Here is a 13,880-nt window from a genome sequence, read left to right as displayed (position 1 = left end):
GTTCTCGTACGTCTGCTTCAGCGGATGCCGGCGCCGGCCAGGGCATCGGCGGTCCACTCGCGCTCGGCCAAGGCCTTGGTGTGCTTGAGTCCGCCGGTCTCGGCGATGAAGCCAGTCAGCGAATAGACCCGCGCGATCAGGTCGTAGTGGCCGAACATGTCGGTGTAGGGCGCGGGCAGGTCGTAGCTGGGCGCCATGTAGGCGAAGCCGGCGCGCCAGAGCTGGCCGCGGGCGTCGTATTCGTCGCTGGCCAGTGCGACCCAGCTGTCTTCATCCAGATAGAAGGTGCGCTTGCTGTAGACGTGGCGCTTGCCGTCTTTCAGCTTGGCCTCGACCACCCACACCCGGTGCAGCTCCCAGCGCACCAGGTCGGGGTTCAGGTGATTGGGTTTGAGCAGATCGTCCTGCCTGGCGCCGTAGACCGCGGCGTAGGCGTTGTAGGGCACCAGCATCTCCTTCTTGCCGACCAGCTTGAAGTCGTAGCGGTCCATCGAGCCGTTGAAGATGAAGGTGTCGTCGAAGGTGGTGGCGCCCGCCGTGCCCGGATTCGGCGTGTCGTGCGACAGGTCGGGCGCGACCTTGGTGCGGCGCTGGCCGGGCAGGTAGCTCCAGGCGCGGCGCTCCTTGGTGCCGATGTCGAGCGGGTCGATCAGCATCAGCGCTTCGCCGGCGCGCCGTGCCGGGCCGGTGTAGGTCAGCTTGATGCGCCAGAAGGTGTCGGCGCTGGTCTTGGCGTTGTCCCAGAACGGGTATTCCTGCGTGCTCAGGCCTTCGGTGGCCAGATTGACGCGGCCGCTGGCGTCGACGTTGAGGTTGCGGTACTTGGACTCGTAGGCCTGGCCGTTGAAACGCACCAGGTGGTTCCACATCGCCTCGTTGCCGGTCTTGGGGATCGGGAACGGGAAGCCGGCGTGCGCGCCTTCGATCGAGCGGCCGTCGTTGAGCGTCTTGGCGCGCACCGCGTTCTTGGCGGTGTTGTCGGCCACGAACTTCGGGAAGGCCACGCTGCGCTGCGTCGGGTAGACGTCGATGCGGTAGCTCGGGTACTTCTGGAGCAGCGCCTTGCTGCCTTCGGTCAGCTGCTCGGCGTGCTGCGCCAGGTTCCTGGCGTCGATCACCAGGCGCGGCTTGTCGGCGGCAAACGGGTTCGGGCGGATGCCGTCGCCGGCCTTGAAGCCGGCCGGCGCGCTGCTCAGGCCGCCGCTGTAGGCGGGGATGCTGCCGTCCTTGTTGGCGCCCTTCTCGGCGCCGATGGCGGTGAGCGTGGTGCCGAGTGCGCGGGCCTCGTCGGCGCTGATGGCGGCGTGGGCGGCCAGGCTCGTGAGCAGGCCGATGGCGGCGGCGACGGTGGTGTGGCGGATGGTCATGCTGGTCTCCTCAGAAGCTGGTCTTGAGCGTCAGGCTCACGAAGCCGCGGTCCTTCAGGTAGGTGGTCAGGCCGTTGGTGCTGGTCACCGCGGTGCCGTTGTCGCGGTAGCGGCCGATGTAGTCGATGTACTTGAGGTCGATGCGGTATTTCTGGTGCACGTCCGCGCCCAGGCCGACGCTGTAGTTGCCCAGCCCCTCGTTGCCGCCGAAGACGGTGGCGGCGTTGCCCTTCAAGCCGACCGCGTAGTTCAGCGGCATCGACAGATCGATGCCCGGTGCGACCTGATACCAGGTCGGCGTGAAGCCCATGCCGATGCCGACGTAGTTGCGGGTGACGCAGCCGTCCCACTTGTCGCGGCCGTTGCAGGGCGTGTGGCCCAGCGCGTTGAACAGGTTGGCGCCGCTGCGCACCTGGGTGTATTGCGACCACACCAGTTCGGCGGCCCAGGTGGCGGCGTCGAAGACCGGCGTCTTGTTGATGGTGCCCAGGCCGTTGAGCACCGCGTGCAGCGTGTCGCCGCGGGGGCCCCTGGTTTCACCGGGTTCGGGCAGGCCGATGGCGGGGCCCAGCACCTGGCTGTTCAGCGGCGTGTTGTGGCGCATCGACAGCTCGGCACCGACGCTCACGCCGGCGATGCTCTTGGCCAGGCTCAGGCCGAGCAGGTCGATGCCGTCGGCGTAGATCAGGTTGTAGCGCGGGCTGGCACCGCCCTGGGTGATCAGCGTCTGCGGCAGCTTGTCGGCAAAGCGGCGGTAGTAGAGGCCGGCGGTGCCGTCGAGCCACTCGGGGCTCCAGCGCGCCGACAGGCCGAACTCGCCGCGCTGCTTCGGCTCGGCCGCGTTGCCGCGGGTGGCGAAGATCGGCGTGGCCGTGGCGCAGGCCGCGGCGCATTGGCGGTCCGGGCCGTTGAAGACGAAGTCGACCGGGCCGAGGTAGGTGCCGCCCTCGGGGTAGCGGAACGACTCCCACTCGAGCATGTACTGCGCCGCCAGCGACAGCGTGTCGCTCACCTGGGCCTGCATCGACAGCTGGTTGAGCGGGCGGAACAGCTCCTTGGCTTCGGCGCCCGGCGTGGCAAAGGCCTTCTGCAGGTCGAGCGGATTCTGCGCATAGGCCACGCCGTGCAGGTTGCCGCCCAGCAGCAGCGACTCGCCCCAGTAGACCGTGTGGCGGCCGAGCTTGGCGCGCACCGGCACCTCGCCCAGGTTGGCCTGGCTGAAGACGAAGGCGTCGAGGATCTCGCCGGTGCCGCCGCGGTACAGGCGCTGGGTGGTGCTGCTGTACTGCTGGCCGACGTAGCTCGGGATGTTGGTGAACGGCGGGTTCGGGTTGGTGCGGCTGCGGCCGTCGTAGGCGCCGTCGTACCAGCCGGCGGCGCTGATGCGCAGGCCGTGCGCGCGGGCGTAGACCAGGTCGAGCTCGGACAGGATGTCGAGCCGCTTGGCCACCGCGTCGCCCTTGTCGAAGCGGTAGTCGCCCTCGTCGGCCAGCGCCGAGTTGCCGATCTTGCTGTCGCGCTGCTCGACCCGCACCGCATGGTTGTAGCGCAGCGTGTTGTCCCAGCGCAGCGTGAGATCGGGGTTGCCGGTGTCGATCTCGAAGGCCCAGGCGGCGGGGCTCAGCAGGCTTGCCGCGACCGCGACGGTCAGCAGGGTGGGGCGGGCCGGCGTGGGGCCGTTGCAGCGCATCGCGCTGGAGGGGTGGGTGCTCATCGTGTCTCCGCGTGGGGTTCTGGTCCGGCGCGAGATCCGCACCGATGGCTGGGCCATGGCGACGATTCTGGAAGTCGCCCCCCCGCGAAGCCCCCCTCTCGCCGGGGGGCTGCCACCCCTCCCAAAACCCGCGCCCAGAGGGCTCGGCGGCGGCGGATGCGATCATGCGGATCAAGAGGAATTGCCCGAACCGACCGCCATGAAGTCCGAACCCGCCACCTGCCTACAGGCCCGCATCGAGCGCGGCGCCAGCGCCCGCCTGCCCACGCCGCACGGCGAGTTCACGATGACGTCGTACTTCGACCTCACCACGCGCATCGAGCACCTGGCGCTGCACGTCGGCGAACTCGCCGGCGAGGCGGTGCTGGTGCGGGTGCACTCGGAGTGCCTGACCGGCGACATCTTCGGCTCGCTGCGCTGCGACTGCGGCCCGCAGCTGCAGATGGCGCTGGCGCGCATCGCCCAGGTCGGGCGCGGGCTGGTGATCTACATGCGCGGGCACGAGGGGCGCGGCATCGGCATCGACCAGAAGCTGCGCGCCTACACGCTGCAGGACCAGGGGCTGGACACGGTGGAGGCCAACCTGGCGCTGGGCCACCCGGCCGACAGCCGGCGTTTCGAGGCGGCGGCGGCGATCCTGCACGACTTCGGGGTGCGTTCGGTCTGCCTGATGAGCAACAACCCGCTCAAGCTGCTGGCGCTGCAGGAGCACGGCATCCGCATCGAGCAGCGCGAGCCGCACGAGATCGAGGCCAACCCCGAGAACGCCAGCTACCTGGCCACCAAGCGCGACCGGCTCGGGCACCTGCTGACGCCCGCCGCGGCATCACCGGCGGATTGACGCTTCGCAAGGCGCCCCCGCCCAGCGCGTGCGCACAATGCCGCGTCAGACGAGGAGCCCGACATGCGCAGACTGATGGCCCTGCTGCTGTGGATGGCGCTGGCACCGGTGGTGCCGGCCAGCGCGGATCCGCCGGACCTGCACGACTACTGGGACGGGCGCTGCAAGAGCTGCCACGGCGACGCCGGGGACTTTGCCCGCAGCACCTTGCAGGTCGAGCAGGGGCGGCTGATCGGCCGGCACCACCGCGACAGGCTCGACGAGTTCCTGCAACAGCACTACCTCGCCGACGACTGGGTCGCGCCGGTGACCGCGATGCTGGTCGCCCAGGTGACGACGGCGCCGGTGTTCAAGGCGAAGTGCAGCGGCTGCCACGGCAGCGCCGCCGACTTCGCGCGCAAGTCGCTGCTGCTGCGCGACGGCGTGCCGGTCGGCAAGGCGGGCAACCGTCCGGTGGCCGACTACCTGCGCGCCCACGGCGGTCTGGCGCCGGACGAGATCGCGCCGATGGTCGAGACGCTCAAGCGCGTGCTCGGCGAGGTGGGCCGCGGCGCCGGCTGACCCGTCACTTCGGCGACTGTGCCTTGGCGCGCCTGAGTTCTTCGCTGACGAGCGTGCGCAGTTCCTCGACGCCGAAGCGCGACAAGGGCGTGCCGTTGACGAAGAAGCTGGGCGTCTTCGTCACCTTGAGCGTGACCATGTCGGCCACGTCCTGCTCGAGGGCCTGCCTGATCGCCACGTCGTTCATCGCCGCCCGGGCCCTGGCCATGTCGAGGCCGGTGCCGTCGAGCAGTTCCCAGATCCGCTGCGGATTCGGCTGGGCGTGATCGGCCCAGATCGGCTGCGTCTCGAGCACCTTCTCGAGCACGGGCCAGTAGAGATCCTGCTGCCGGGCCGCTTCCAGGATCTGGATGGCGATGTCGGAGCCCTGGTGCAGCGGCGCGTAGCGCAGCACCAGGTTCACCTCGCCGAAGCCCGACCGGATGATGTCCTTGACGATCGGGTAGAAGGCCCGGCAGGTTTCGCAGGCCGGATCGAAGAACTCCACGATCGTCACCTTGGCCTGGGCGTTGCCGAACACCGGCGCGTGTGGCCGCACCAGCGCCTGTCGGTTGTCCTGCACCGCCGTCGTGGACTGCTGCAGGGTTTCGCTCTTGTAGTAGAGCGTGCCGACGATGAAGGCGAATGCGGCGATGAGCAGGGCCGCGACGGCCAGCCGTGTCTGATTCATTCTCGAGACTTTCTTCTTGCGAGGAACAACAGCCCGACCACCAGCGTGAAGGCCAGCAGGGACAACAAGGGGATGGGCACGAAGCCGGCGATCTGCACGTCGGCGTCCTTGCACGACGCGCCCTGTGCGCACTGGATCAGATCCTCCGGCACCACACCCCAGAACAGCAGGCAGTGATAGAGCGCGATCAGCCAGCCGATGGCGGCCAGCGGCAGGGCGTAGCGGATGCTGCGCGGATCGAATGGCACGAGGCCGAGAAACAGGATGATCGACAGCGGAAACATCGCGATGCGCTGATACCAGCACAGCACGCACGGTGTCTTGCCCATCACCTCGCCCATGAACAGGGCCCCGAGCGTCGCGGCCAGCGCGATCAGCCAGGCGGCGAACAGCCAGCGCGAGGCCGCTTGCGCCGTTGCGGACGTTGCGGATTCAGTGTGCGTGTTCATGCGCTTGCGCTGTCAGTTCGCCGCGGGCCTGCCGCAGCACCAGCCAGCCACCCTGCAGCGCCAGGGCCGCCATCACGGCCGCCACCGCCAGGTCGGGCCACGCCGTGCCGGTGCCGAGCACGCCCGCCGCCGCGCCCATCACCGCGAGGTTGCCGATGGCGTCGTTGCGCGAGCACAGCCAGACGCTGCGCATGTTGGCGTCGCCTTCGCGAAACGCATACAGCATCCACGCCACGCCGACGTTGGCCAGCAGGGCGATCGCGCCGACCACGCCCATGGTGGCCGCGTCCGGCACCGCGCCGCCGAGCGCGCCCCAGACCGCCCGGATGATCACGAACAGCCCGAAGCCCGCCATGCACAGCCCCTTGAGCACGGCGGCCCGTGCGCGCCACGCCAGCGCCGCCGACAAGACGGCCAGCGACACGCCGTAGTTCAGCGCATCGCCGGCGAAGTCGATCGCGTCGGCCAGCAGCGACAGCGAGCCGGCGCGATAGCCGGCGCCGAGTTCGACCGCGAACATCGCGGCATTGACCAGCAGCGCGATCCAGAGGACGCGGCGGTAGCGGGCCAGGTCGACGATCGCCGCCGGCTTGGGAGGTTCGTGCTGGCAGCAGTGGGCAGACATGGGTGTTTCCTTGCAACAGAGGTGGGCCAGGTGCGGATCCGTGCGTGTGCCGATGGGGATTGTCGTCACGCCCGGACGGCTCGAGGCCACCACAGCGAGCGCAGGCCGATCAGGCCGAGCAGCGGGCCGGGCAGCAGCAGCCAGGCGATCCGGGCGCCCCAGCCGTCGACCCAGGCCGTTCCCAGCTGGATCGACACCAGCGTGATCGCGAAACCGATCGAGTTCTGCAGCGCCAGCGCGCTGCCGACGATCTCGGGCGCGCAGGCTCGGGCCGACAGCGCCGAAAAGTGCGGCGAATCGGCCGCCACGGCCGCGCCCCACGCCAGCAGCAGCGCGATCCGGGCCGCACTCCACCAGCCGTCGGTCCACGGAAACAGCGCGCAGCACAGCGCCGACGCCGCCAGCGCGGTGGCCGCCACCCGCGCGCTGCCGACCCGCTGGCTCCACCAGCCGCCCAGCTGGCAACCGACGGCGCCGAAACCGATCACCAGGAACGCCAGACCCGAAAGCGCCGCGCTGCCGGGCGTGGCCAGCCCGCCCAGCACCAGCAGCGCCGGCACCAGCGTCCAGAAGGCGTAGACCTCCCACATGTGGCCGAAATAGCCGAGCGCCGAGGCCCGGAAGGCCGGCACCGAAAACGCCTCGAACACCTTGCCCAGCCGCAGCGGCGGGGCGCCGGCCTGGCGCTTCAGATGCGGCCCGTCGCCGAGCCGGCCGATCAGGGCCGCAGCCAGCAGGGCCAGCGCCGACGACACCAGGATGGTGGCCTGCCACGACAGCCCGGTGCTCGCGAAGCGCATGCCGTGCGGCAGCGCGGTGCCCAGCGTCAGCATGCCCACCAGCTGCGCCAGCGCCGCACCGGCGCGCTGCGGCACCCAGCTGACCACCAGTTTCATGCCCAGCGGATAGACCCCGGCTAGGCACAGCCCGACGGCGAAGCGCAGCGGCACGGCCGATTCCAGCCCCTGCGCCCACAGCGCGAAGGCGGCGTTGCACAGCGCGCCCAGCGTGGCGCAGACCGCGAAGATGCGGCTGGCCGGATGCCGGTCGGCCAGGCCGGTCAGCGCGAAGCCGAGCGTGCCGACGATGAAGCCGACCTGCACCGCATTGGTCAGCGTGCCGATGTCGGCCAGGCTCAGGCCCCAGGCCTGGCGCAGATCCTCGGCCGCGCTGTTGGCCGAGAACCAGAGCGAGGTGCCCAACAGCTGGGCGATGACGATGACGGGAACCGGATTTTTCATGTCTGAGGCAATTGGATCACCGCCGCGCCTGCGGCAGCGGCATCGGCGGCGTCGTGGCTGACGAGCAGGGTCGGCAGACCGCTCGCGCGCACGTGATCGAAGACGAAGCGCCGGAAATCGTCGCGCAGCTGCGCATCGAGCTTGCCGAACGGTTCGTCGAGCAGCAGTGCGGCGGGCTCGGCGAGCAGGCTGCGCAGCAGCGCGACGCGGGCGCGCTGGCCGCCCGACAGCGTCGCCGGGTCGCGATCGGCAAACCCGGCCAGGCCGGCGTCGGCCAGCGCCTGCTCGATGCGCCGGCGCCGCACGGCCTTGGGCCGCACCTCGGCCGGCAGCGCAAAACCGAGATTGCCGGCCACCGACAGGTGCGGAAACAGCAGGTCGTCCTGGAACAGGATGCCGATGCGGCGCCGCTCGGGCGGCACGCCGGTCAGGTCGTGCGCGCCGATGCGCACGTGCCCGCTCGCGCTGAACGCCGGGTCGAGCGTGCCGGCCACGAAGGCCAGCAAGGTCGACTTGCCGCAGCCGCTCGGGCCCATCACCGTCAGGCACTCGCCGGGCTCGATCCGGGCGCCGATCGGGCCGAGCAGCACGCGCTCGCCGAGCCGGATCTGCACGTTGTCGAGGTGGAGTGGCAATGTCAAACCAGGCCTTTGCGGTGTCGGTAGATCAGCCGCGGCAGCGCCGCCGCGGCCCAGAAAGCCACGAGCGGAAACGCCGCCTGCAGCAGCGCCCAGGTGCCGATCACGCGGCGGTCGGCGCCACCGGCCAGCGTGACGGCCTCGGTGGTCAGCGTGGCCACCCGGCCGCTGCCGGCGAACAGCGTCGGCAGGTACTGGCCGACGCTGACCGCAAAGGCCACCGCGCACGCCATCAGGATCGGCTTGAGCAGGATCGGCAGCTTGATGCGCCAGAACACCCGCCAGCGCGAGGCACCCAGGCTGGCGGCAGCCCGGCTGTAACGCGGGTCGAGCGCGCGCCACGGATCGGCCAGCGACAGGAACAGGTAGGGCAGCACGAACACCAGGTGCGCGCCGATCACCGCCGCCAGCGTGCCGTCCGCGCCCAGCCGCACCAGCAGCACCTGCAGGCCGAACAGGAACGCCACCTGCGGCACCAGCAGCGGCAGGTAGAGCAGCCACAGGCTGCGCGACGGGCGCCGGCCGGGTGCGCGCGCTTCGTTTTCGAGGCAGGCCAGCACCAGCAGCAGCGCGATCAGGGTCGACGCAGCGCCCACGCCCAGCGTCGTCAGCGCCGGCCCGATCAGGCTCGACGCCTGCTGCTGCCAGTTGGCGAAGGTCCAGTCGGTCGGCCAGGCGGCCGGGAAACGCCAGCTTCGGGCGGCCGACCACAGCGCGAGGCCGAGCATCGACAGCACCGCGGCGGCGAGCAGCACGGCGCCGATCGCCGTGGCCGCCGACGCCAGCGCGTGGCTGGCGCGGCTGCGCACGCCGCGGGCCTGGCGTTCGCGCAGCCAGCGCAACCCCGCCCGCTCGGCCAGGTGCCAGGCCCCGATGCTGCCAGCCACCACGCCCAGCAGCAGCGTGGCGGCGGCCGAGGCCGGGAAGATCCATTGCGGGTCCGGGTCGGCAAACCAGCGCACCGCCAGCACCGCCAGCGTGGGCGGGTTGCCGGGGCCCAGCACCAGCGCCACGTCGACCACCGACAGCGAAAACGCCAGCACCGCGTAGACCGGCAGGCGGATCTGCGCCCAGACCTGCGGCAGCACCACCGCCAGCCACGCCTGCACCGGGCCGTAACCGAGCGCACGCGCCGCCGTGACGTGGGCCTGCGCGTTGACCTGGTTGAGCGCGGCCAGCAGCATCAGCACCAGGTACGGCACTTCCTTGAGCAGCAGCGCCAGCACCAGCGGCCAGCCCGACGGGTGGCCGACGGTGCTGACGTCGGGCGGCAGCTCCCAGCCGCTGAGCCCCGGTGAAACCCAGCGCACCAGCCAGCCCGACGGTGCGATCAGGAAGGCCAGGCCGATGGCCAGCGCCGAATGCGGCATCGCCAGCATCGGCGCCATCGCCTCGCCGAGCCGGCGGGCCCGGCGCCGGGGGTGCAGGTACGCGACGATGCACACGGCCAGCAGCACGGCGAGCCCGCTCGCCAGCCAGCCGGTGACCAGGGTCGAGCGCAGCGCCGTCGCAAAGCCCGGGGCCTCGAACAGCGAGCGCCACGGCGCCAGGCCCAGGCCCTCGCCGCCCAGCGCCGGCAGGTAGCCGAAAGCGGGCAGCAGCGTGCCGAGCAGGCCGGCGGCGATCGGCAACGTGAAGGCCGTCAGCGTCAGGGCCGGCGCCAGCGCCAGCCAGCGCGAACCGTGTGGCCGTGGCCGGCTTGACTCGACGCTCAGCGGGTGTAGCGCTTCTGCCATTCGGCCGTGATGCGCGTCATCCACGAGGCATGCGGTTCGAGCTGCGGCACGCCGAGTTCGGCGGCGCTGGGCAGGGCCGCGCTGGGCGTGAGGCGATCGAAATGCGCACGCTCGGCCGCACCGAGTCGCGACAGGTCGAGCACGTTGAAGGCGCCGGTCTGCGCGATGTCCTGCGCGCGCGCCTGGGTGGCGGGTTCGAGCAGGAAGTTGGCGACCACCAGCGCGCCCTCCTTGCTGCGGGCGTTGTAGGGGATGGCCACGAAACTGGTGTTGCCGATCGTGCCCTTGCTGAAGGTGAAGGTGCGCACGCTCGGCGGCAGCAGGCCGGCCTGCACCGACACCGCCGCCTCGGCCGGGTCGAACGAGAGCGTGATGTCGATCTCGCCGTCGTTGAGCAGCTGGCGCTGCGCCGGGCCGCTGTCGGGGAACTGCTCGCCGCGGCGCCAGAGGGTCGGCCGCAGTTGGTCGTACCAGGCCCACAACGGTGCCGTGACCTGCGCAAAGTTGGCGTCGGTGGCCGGGCGTTGCAGCACCGCCGGATCGGCCGTCAGGTCGAGCAGCGCCTGCTTGAGAAAGGTCGAACCCAGGAAGTTGCTGACGTCCGGGTGCGTCAGCCGCCCCGGGTGCCGGCGCGCCCAGTCGAGTAGCGCAGCGGCCGAGCGTGGCACCTCGGTGGCGTTGCGGATGCGCGCCGAGTCGTAGACGAACACCACCTGCGCCATGCGCCAGGGCACCGCCAGGCCGTCGACCGGGGTGGTGAAGTCGATCACGTTGGAGCGCTTGTTGACCGTGTCGACCCAGCGGTAGTTGGGCAGCGCCTGCGTCACCGGGCCGTGGAGCAGACCCTGCTGCTTCATGGCCAGCAGGTTGGGCCCGTTGATCCAGATCAGGTCGACCGAGCCGTCGCGGCTGCGGCCGGCGGACTTCTCGGCGATCACGCGGGTCACGGCCTCGGCGGTGTCCTTGAGCCGCACATGCTGCAGCGTGACGCCATGGCGCGCCTTGACCTGCTCGCCGACCCAGGCGATGAAGGCGTTGATCTTCTCGTCGCCGGCCCAGGCGTTCCAGTAGACGGTCTGGCCACGCGCCTTGGCGAGCACCTCGTTCCAGGGCGCACCGGCCTGGGCGGCGGCCCAGGCCGGTGCGAGCGAGCCGAGGCTCAGGAGGGTGAATTGACGGCGATCGAGCATGGGCGGCGGCGAGTGCAGTGGAAAGGCCGCATTGTGCGCACCGGCGCGCCATCGCGCTGCGGTGTCAACCCGTCTCGGCCACCATCTCGATCGCGCCGCACGGGCACTCGGCCGCGCACATGCCGCAGCCCTTGCAGTAGTCGAGGTTGATCTCGAAGCGCCGGCCCGGCCCGAGCTTGATCACCGCGTTGTCGGGGCACACGCCGTAGCAGTTGTCGCACTCGAAGCAGTTGCCGCAGCTCAGGCAGCGGCGCGCCTCGAACAGCGCGTTGTCCTCGGTCAGGCCACCTTGCACCTCGTCGAAGCTGCTGGTGCGGCGCGCCAGGTCGAGCTGCGGGCGCATCGTCTGGGGCGCGTCGCTGTAGTACCAGGGGTTCAGGTGCTCGAAAGTGGCAAGCGGGTGCTTGGCGCTCGGCGTAGCGGCCAGGTCGCCGCCGGGCCGCCCCAAGGCGGCCTGCGCCCCCTCGGGGGGCAGCGAACGCAGAGAGCGTGGGGGCGCCGTCAACCAGGCGTCGATGTGTCGGGCGGCTTTCTTGCCGTGGCCCACCGCCACCGTCACGTTGCGCTCGGCCGGCACCATGTCGCCGCCGGCGAACAGGCCGGGGTGGCCGGTCATCAGCGTGGCGGGGTCGACCTGCACCACGCCGTCCTTCAGCTCCAGGCCGGGCACGCCGTCGAGCAGCGACAGATCGACGTCCTGGCCGAGCGCGAGCACCAGCGAGTCGGCCGCGAGCGTCTCGAACTCGCCGGTCGGCTGGGCGCGGCCCTGCTCGTCGAGCACCATCTTCTCGATCGTCAATGCGCCGTCACCGGCTTGCGTGATGGTCGACAGCCACTTCACCATCACGCCTTCCTGCAGCGCCTCCTCGACCTCGAAATCGTGCGCCGGCATCTTGTCGCGGGTGCGGCGGTAGACGATCACCGCCTCGGTGGCGCCCAGCCGCCGGGCGGTGCGGGCCACGTCGAAGGCGGTGTTGCCGCCGCCGTAGACCACCACCCGGCGGCCGAGCATCGGCTGCGAGCCTTCACCCTCGGCGCCCGCCATCGAGCGCAGCACCGACACCGCGTCGAGGATGTGGGCCGAGTCCTTGGCCGGTATGAAGGCGCGCTTGGCGATGTGCGCGCCCACCGCCAGAAACGCCGCGTCGTAGCCGCCGTCGACCATGCTCTGCGCGATGTCGGCCACCCGGGCGCCGAGCTGCACGTCGATGCCCATCGCGACGATGCGCTGCATCTCGGCGTCGAGCACGTCGCGCGGCAGCCGGTACTTGGGGATGCCGAAACGCATCATCCCGCCCATCAGCGGGCCGGCCTCCATGACCGTCACGCCGTGGCCGAGCCGGCGCAGGTGATAGGCCGCCGACATGCCCGACGGCCCGGCGCCGACGATCAGCACCTGCTTGCCGCTCTCGTTTGTGGGCGGCGTGAACTGCCAGCCCCGCTTGATGGCCTCGTCGCCGAGAAAGCGCTCGACCGAGTTGATGCCCACCGGCGCGTCGATGCGGCCGCGGTTGCAGACGCCTTCGCACGAGTGGTAGCAGACCCGGCCCATGATCGCGGGGAAGGGGTTGTCGCGCGTCAGGTGGCGCCAGGCGGCTTCGTAGTCGCCGCCTTCGGCGTGGAACAGCCAGCCCTGGATGTCCTCGCCGGCGGGGCACTGGGCGTTGCACGGTGGCAGGCGGTCGACGTAGACCGGCCGTTCGGTGCGCCAGGTGCCGGTCTTGTTGGCGAGCGACGAGCCCGGGTCGAGCGTGATCGCAAACGGTTTCTGCATGGTCATGCCGTCACCTCGTCGAGCAGCTTGAAGCGGCGGATGTTGCGATCCGCATCGGCCTGGATCCGCGCCAGCATCTGCGGCTGCCCGGGCGTGCCGAAGAGGTGGGCGAAGCGTTTCTGCGGCCGCAGGTAATCCTCGACCGGCACGCGGTTGCGGATCTTTGTCACGTGGGTCACCTCGCCATGCTCGGCCTCGAAGACCGGGAAGAGGCCGGTCTCGCGCGCCAGCCGGGCGAGCTTGATGGTGTCGTGACTGGCCGAGCCCCAGCCGAGCGGGCAGGGCACCAGGATGTGCAGGTAGCGCGCGCCGTGCAGGCTCATCGCGTGAGCCACCTTGGCCTCCAGGTCACGCAGGTCGGCGACGGTGGCGGTGGCCACGTACGGGATCTCGTGCGCCATCGCGATCAGCGGCAGGTTCTTGCCCTGGCCGAACTCGGCGCCGGGGTGCGCGCCCACTGCCATCGTGGTGGCCGTGCGGGCCGCCGGCGGCGTGGCCGAGCTGCGCTGCACGCCGGTGTTCATGTAGGCCTCGTTGTCGTAGCAGATGTAGAGCACGTCGTCGTTGCGCTCGAACATGCCGCTCAGGCAACCGAAGCCGATGTCGGTGGTGCCGCCGTCGCCACCCTGGGCGATCACGCGCACGTCGCTGCGGGCCTGGCCGGCTGTCTTTGCCAATTTTTGCGCCTTGACCTTCAACGCCGCCGCGATGCCGGTGCCCACTGCCGCGGCATTGCCGAACAGCGAGTGGATCCACGGCAGCTGCCATGAGGTTTCGGGGTAGGGCGTGGAGAACACCTCCAGGCAGCCGGTGGCGTTGGCGGCGATCAGCTGGCCGTCGGTGGCACGCATCGCGGCATCGACCGCATAACGCGCTCCCAGCGCCTCGCCGCAGCCCTGGCAGGCGCGGTGGCCGGAGTTGAGGGAGTTGCTGCGCTCGGTGCTGGCTTGCACGCTGCGTTGCTCGGGGGCGAGCAGGCGGTTACCGACGGTGAACGTGCCGGTCTGGTAGAACTTGATCGGTTGCTGCGACATCGGATGGTTCCTGTTGCTGCTGCTGGACTTCAAGCGTTGG

13 protein-coding genes are annotated in these 13,880 nt (G+C 70.6%); 2 read left to right on the top strand and 11 right to left on the bottom strand.

Annotated features, from left to right (window positions below):
- Positions 1 to 17 precede the first annotated feature (17 nt).
- Together LCHO_RS10835 and LCHO_RS10830 are read right to left on the bottom strand one after the other, a co-directional pair.
- A complete protein-coding gene (locus LCHO_RS10835; protein WP_012347189.1) occupies positions 18 to 1,367 on the bottom strand; it encodes a DUF1329 domain-containing protein in 1,350 nt (449 codons plus the stop codon).
- Positions 1,368 to 1,377: 10 nt separating this feature from the next.
- Entirely contained in the window at positions 1,378 to 3,081 is a 1,704-nt protein-coding gene (locus LCHO_RS10830; RefSeq protein WP_012347188.1) for a DUF1302 domain-containing protein, read from the bottom strand.
- 199 nt (positions 3,082 to 3,280) lie between these two features.
- Here LCHO_RS10830 and ribA point away from each other — a divergent pair, with 199 nt between their 5' ends.
- The gene (ribA, locus tag LCHO_RS10825; protein ID WP_012347187.1) at positions 3,281 to 3,922 is read left to right on the top strand and encodes a GTP cyclohydrolase II; all 642 of its coding nucleotides are present in this window, start codon (positions 3,281 to 3,283) and stop codon (positions 3,920 to 3,922) included.
- Between the two features lie 63 nt (positions 3,923 to 3,985).
- Positions 3,986 to 4,483, top strand: coding sequence for a hypothetical protein (locus LCHO_RS10820; protein ID WP_012347186.1), 498 nt, complete (start codon positions 3,986 to 3,988; stop codon positions 4,481 to 4,483).
- A 4-nt stretch (positions 4,484 to 4,487) separates the two neighbouring features.
- Here the strand turns inward: LCHO_RS10820 and LCHO_RS10815 are convergent, their stop codons facing one another.
- From LCHO_RS10815 to LCHO_RS10775, 9 genes are all read right to left on the bottom strand, one after another.
- Complete coding sequence (locus tag LCHO_RS10815; protein ID WP_012347185.1) at positions 4,488 to 5,153, bottom strand: DsbA family protein; 666 nt, start codon at positions 5,151 to 5,153, stop codon at positions 4,488 to 4,490.
- The gene (locus tag LCHO_RS10810; protein WP_012347184.1) at positions 5,150 to 5,602 is read right to left on the bottom strand and encodes a disulfide bond formation protein B; all 453 of its coding nucleotides are present in this window, start codon (positions 5,600 to 5,602) and stop codon (positions 5,150 to 5,152) included. Before LCHO_RS10810 ends, LCHO_RS10815 begins: the two co-directional genes overlap by 4 nt.
- Positions 5,586 to 6,227 (bottom strand): cation efflux transmembrane domain-containing protein, encoded by a 642-nt coding sequence (locus LCHO_RS10805; RefSeq protein ID WP_012347183.1) that lies wholly within the window; start codon positions 6,225 to 6,227, stop codon positions 5,586 to 5,588. The genes LCHO_RS10810 and LCHO_RS10805 overlap by 17 nt, the downstream gene beginning before the upstream one ends.
- A 65-nt stretch (positions 6,228 to 6,292) precedes the next feature.
- Positions 6,293 to 7,468, bottom strand: coding sequence for an MFS transporter (locus LCHO_RS10800; protein WP_012347182.1), 1,176 nt, complete (start codon positions 7,466 to 7,468; stop codon positions 6,293 to 6,295).
- Complete coding sequence (locus tag LCHO_RS23155; protein WP_012347181.1) at positions 7,465 to 8,109, bottom strand: ATP-binding cassette domain-containing protein; 645 nt, start codon at positions 8,107 to 8,109, stop codon at positions 7,465 to 7,467. The genes LCHO_RS10800 and LCHO_RS23155 overlap by 4 nt, the downstream gene beginning before the upstream one ends.
- Positions 8,106 to 9,842 (bottom strand): ABC transporter permease, encoded by a 1,737-nt coding sequence (locus tag LCHO_RS23150; protein ID WP_012347180.1) that lies wholly within the window; start codon positions 9,840 to 9,842, stop codon positions 8,106 to 8,108. The genes LCHO_RS23155 and LCHO_RS23150 overlap by 4 nt, the downstream gene beginning before the upstream one ends.
- Positions 9,818 to 11,032 carry an ABC transporter substrate-binding protein gene (locus tag LCHO_RS10785; RefSeq protein WP_012347179.1) on the bottom strand — a complete coding sequence of 405 codons (1,215 nt, stop codon included), beginning with the start codon at positions 11,030 to 11,032 and terminating at the stop codon, positions 9,818 to 9,820. The genes LCHO_RS23150 and LCHO_RS10785 overlap by 25 nt, the downstream gene beginning before the upstream one ends.
- Before the next feature lie 64 nt (positions 11,033 to 11,096).
- Entirely contained in the window at positions 11,097 to 12,806 is a 1,710-nt protein-coding gene (locus tag LCHO_RS10780; RefSeq protein WP_043705155.1) for an NAD(P)-binding protein, read from the bottom strand.
- Positions 12,807 to 12,808: 2 nt separating this feature from the next.
- Positions 12,809 to 13,840 carry a thiamine pyrophosphate-dependent enzyme gene (locus LCHO_RS10775; protein ID WP_012347177.1) on the bottom strand — a complete coding sequence of 344 codons (1,032 nt, stop codon included), beginning with the start codon at positions 13,838 to 13,840 and terminating at the stop codon, positions 12,809 to 12,811.
- Positions 13,841 to 13,880 lie beyond the last annotated feature (40 nt).

The sequence above is a fragment of the Leptothrix cholodnii SP-6 genome, from assembly GCF_000019785.1.
GTDB classification, from domain to species: domain Bacteria; phylum Pseudomonadota; class Gammaproteobacteria; order Burkholderiales; family Burkholderiaceae_C; genus Sphaerotilus; species Sphaerotilus cholodnii.
This window is presented reverse-complemented; position numbering and strand designations above follow the sequence as displayed.